This window comes from Bradyrhizobium sp. 31Argb (assembly GCF_043638955.1).
GTDB lineage: Bacteria > Pseudomonadota > Alphaproteobacteria > Rhizobiales > Xanthobacteraceae > Bradyrhizobium.
Map to the genome: position 1 here is coordinate 1 of NZ_JBEGDB010000455.1, position 3629 is coordinate 3629.

At 63.8% G+C, this 3629-nt stretch carries 2 protein-coding genes; one reads left to right on the forward strand and one right to left on the reverse strand.

The window, feature by feature from the left end:
- The first annotated feature begins 94 nt into the window (after positions 1-94).
- Complete coding sequence (locus tag AAFX91_RS39850) at positions 95-1264, forward strand: cytochrome P450 (RefSeq protein ID WP_394570148.1); 1170 nt, start codon at positions 95-97, stop codon at positions 1262-1264.
- 571 nt (positions 1265-1835) lie between these two features.
- On the opposite strand, the gene AAFX91_RS39855 is transcribed toward AAFX91_RS39850, so the two are convergent.
- Positions 1836-3521 carry a Na/Pi cotransporter family protein gene (locus tag AAFX91_RS39855; RefSeq protein ID WP_394570149.1) on the reverse strand — a complete coding sequence of 562 codons (1686 nt, stop codon included), beginning with the start codon at positions 3519-3521 and terminating at the stop codon, positions 1836-1838.
- Positions 3522-3629: the final 108 nt, after the last annotated feature.

The window sequence follows — 3629 nt, forward strand, 5'->3', positions numbered from 1 at the left end:
GCTTCCTCCTAAAAGAAAGCCTTGAATCACGTTCAATCTGATTTGAGAATCCCAAGAGTCCACACGGCCTAGCGCCGAAATCCCGACGCTTACCGTGGCGGAACTTGAAGCGGATACTCACGGTGTGTTCCGCACCTACCGCAAGGAATACCCAGTGGTGCTGCACGAGACTGGCGGATATTTCGTGCTGCGCTTCTCCGATGTTGACCGTCTGAGCAAGGATCCGCGCTTCCTCCCCAGCGGAACGAGCTTTCCCGAGATGCAGGGCTTCAGCAGTGGAACGATATTCGATGCATTCGACTATGGCATGCTGACGGCCGACGGCGATGTGCATCGGCGCCGCCGTGCGCCGTTCTCACGATTATTCGCTGCCCGCGCGATCAATGAGATGCGTCCAAGCATTCGCCGCGCGGCCTCGGACCTCATCGAGGAGTGGTACGGAGATGGCGAAGTCAATTTCTTCGAAGAGTTCGCAGCCAAACTGCCCGCCCGCATCATTGCCGATCTTTTGGGACTCCCGCGCGAGGACATCCCGGAGTTTATGCTGCTGGTCTATGTGGTGTCCAAGGTCTTCTTTCTCGGGCTGAGCCCGGACGAAGTCGTCGAGGTCGAAAAGGCAGGGCAGCGGCTACGCGAGTATGTCGACAAAGTCCTCGACGAACGTCGCCGCAGGCCGCGCGGGGATTTCCTGTCCGCGTTCCTGGCTGCCGCGACCGAAGGGGGTGAAATGTCCCCCGAGGAGATGCTTTACCAAATTTTCCAGCTGATCGTCGGTGGCACCGATACCACCAGGGTCGCGATCGCAGTACAGGTCGCTCTTCTGCTTCAGCATCGCGAGCAATGGGAGCAGGTGTGTCGCGATCCGGATCTGGTTTCAGGCGCGGTCGCCGAAGCGATGCGCTTCGAGCCGAGCGTCGGGGGGACCGCAAGGGTCACGAGCGAGGATGTCGATGTTGGCGGGACTGTCATCCCGGCCGGCCAGCTTGTCACGTTATCGACCATGTCGGCCATGCGTGACGAGATGACCTACGATCGCCCTGATATCTTCGATATTCATCGCACCAACCAGCCACGGCTGCATCCGATCTTTGGCTATGGCGCGCATCGGTGCATCGGCGAGGCGATCGCCCGCGCCGAATTGGAGGAAAGCCTCAGCGCGATCGCTGCCCGCATACCGCAGCTCAACCTGGATGTGCCGCCGAAAATCAGCGGCCATTTCGGAATCCGCCGCGCCGACACCATGCGGCTCTCCTGGAAGCCGTAAAACGGTCGGGCAAAGGTCCGCGCTACAGACGCCGGCGCGACCGCAATTGACTGGATAACCGGCGGCTGCGGTCTGCCAATTCGTCCGTCTCGAGGTCGACGGCGGCGGAGGCCAGGCGATAGCTGCCGATCCTGCCGATGACGTCCGCGGCCGAGACCTGTGGCCGGGCTCCGTTGGAGTCGCGCGGGAGGGATGGGGATCGTCCGCCTGGTCGCCGCGTCAACGCAGACTGCCTGGTAAGCCTCCCTCCGCGGCTTGAGGACGATCACACAGTCCCGGTTGGCCGAGTAGGACACGCGGAAGCTCAAGTAAGAGACGGTCATCGTCGGTCCTGTTCACGGGCAAAGTTCCGCCGTTCGCAGACGAGGACGCCTGCGGCCATTGCTTCGCGGGATTGGGAAGGGATTTACGGGTTGGTTTCGCTAGCCCGCAGTGCCAAGGCGTGCGAGCAGAGTGTAGGTCGGGTGCTCATGACCCGACACGTAACGCAAATCCTTGAAAAGTCGCTTCGAGATATCTCTAAAATTGGATGCAACCGCGAGATCGTCGTCGGCCGGGGAGGCTCGCTAGGCTAACCGCGACCGACGAGATGGGCTGCAGAGCGCCAGGCGTGACGCGACAGCGCTTCGAGGCTTCGAACCGTTTCGACGCGAACGAGCGCCGCGTCGGCGGTCAGCGTTCCATTGGCGACCGCGCCCAGCGTCGCGCTGCGGTGGGTGCGCAGCATTTCGCCAAGTTGCGTCGCACAACGCTCAAGCTCGGGCATGGCCTCGTCAGTCGAAACCGCGCGCGGACCGGCCATGACGTCGGCGCCATGTGAGGCTGGCATGACCTGCGGCGATCCGGCGGCGCGGGGCGCCGCCACGCCGCGCGCGATCGCGGCCGCGCTTCGCATCGCTTCTGCGCATAGCTCTGCGGCGCGGATGTCCTCCGGTCCGCCACCCACCGAGCCGAAATTGATTCCGCTATTCGCCATTTCCGTCAGTCGAGATGCGTGGTCGAGTGCGTGCAGTGTGCTCGTGAGACGCTGTTGCTCGTCGTCGGTCTCAGGCGGTCCGGTCACATCCGACAGGAATATTTGTGCCTGGCGCAAGGCATCGGCCGCATCCTGCACCGATGCGGCGTCCTTCCCCAGACGGATCGGTTCAGCGCGGCCGGCCAGCGCCGCCTCGATCGAAGCGCATACCGTTGCGAGCGCGCGCGCGATCGTTCGCCGCACCGCTTCCACCGCCACGATCGGGCTCGCAAGCGCGGAAGGATCGAGGCACCGCGTGAGCGGCGAGCCACGCTCGGGCAGAATACGCTCGACCAGTCGCGTGAACCAGTTGACAAACGGCAGCAGCACCACCACGCCGACAACATTATACGCCGTGTGATACCCGGCCAGCAACGTGACGCCATCGACGGTGCTCGAGGCACGCACGAGCAGAGGGATGACGACGGGGAAAAGCACCAGCGCGATAACGGCGGCGATAAGCTTGAAAAGGACATAAGCGATGGCCAGCCGCTTGGCCGTGGTGCTTGCGCCAATCGCGGCCAGGCCGGAACTCGTCGCTGTTCCGATGTTCTGGCCGATGATCAGCGCACAGGCCTGGTCCAGTCCGACCGCACCGGCGAAGTAGGCGGACAACGTGACCGCGACGGCGGCCGTTGACGACTGCATCAGCGCGGTCATCACCAGCCCGACCACGACCAGCACCAGCACGCCGAACAGGCCCGACCACCACCCGGCTTCGGGACTGGCGAGAACGGCAGGCAGGTCCGCCGGGTGCAACCGTTCGGCCAGCCCGCCCATGCCCTGCTGCAGGGTCGTCAACCCAAAAAGCACAAGCCCGAACCCGGCCAAAGCGGCGCCCATCCCGGATATTCGCCCGCGAGCCAGAAGCTTGGTCAACGCGCCAACAAAGATCATCGGCAGTGCCGCGGCGGTGAGCGAGACGCGGACGCCGATGAGCGCGACCAGCCAGCCGGTCCCCGTGGTGCCGACATTCGCCCCGAAGACGAGGCCCAACCCTTGCCGGAACGTCAGCAGGCCCGCGCTGACGAGACCGATCGTCGTCATGGTCGTTGCGCTGGAGGACTGCACCAGAAGCGTGACGATAGCGCCCCAGAAGGAGCCGTGCAGCGGCGTCGCCGCCGCCTTGGCTAGCACCGTGCGCAGGGCGGACCCGGCCAGCGCCTTCAGGCCGTCCGTCATCACGGTCATGCCAAGCAGGAAGAGGCCGACGCCGCCGAGTGTTGAGATGGCCATAGACATGCGGGCTCCTGACGATCAGGCCAGCTCCCGCACTCTAGGCCGTGTGGACTCTTGGGATTCTCAAATCAGATTGAACGTGATTCAAGGCTTTCTTTTAGGAGGAAGCCT

Excerpts from the sequence above, each read along its gene's own strand:
- AAFX91_RS39855 (WP_394570149.1), bottom strand. The coding sequence starts at position 3,521 with ATGTCTATGGCCATCTCAACACTCGGCGGCGTCGGCCTCTTCCTGCTT.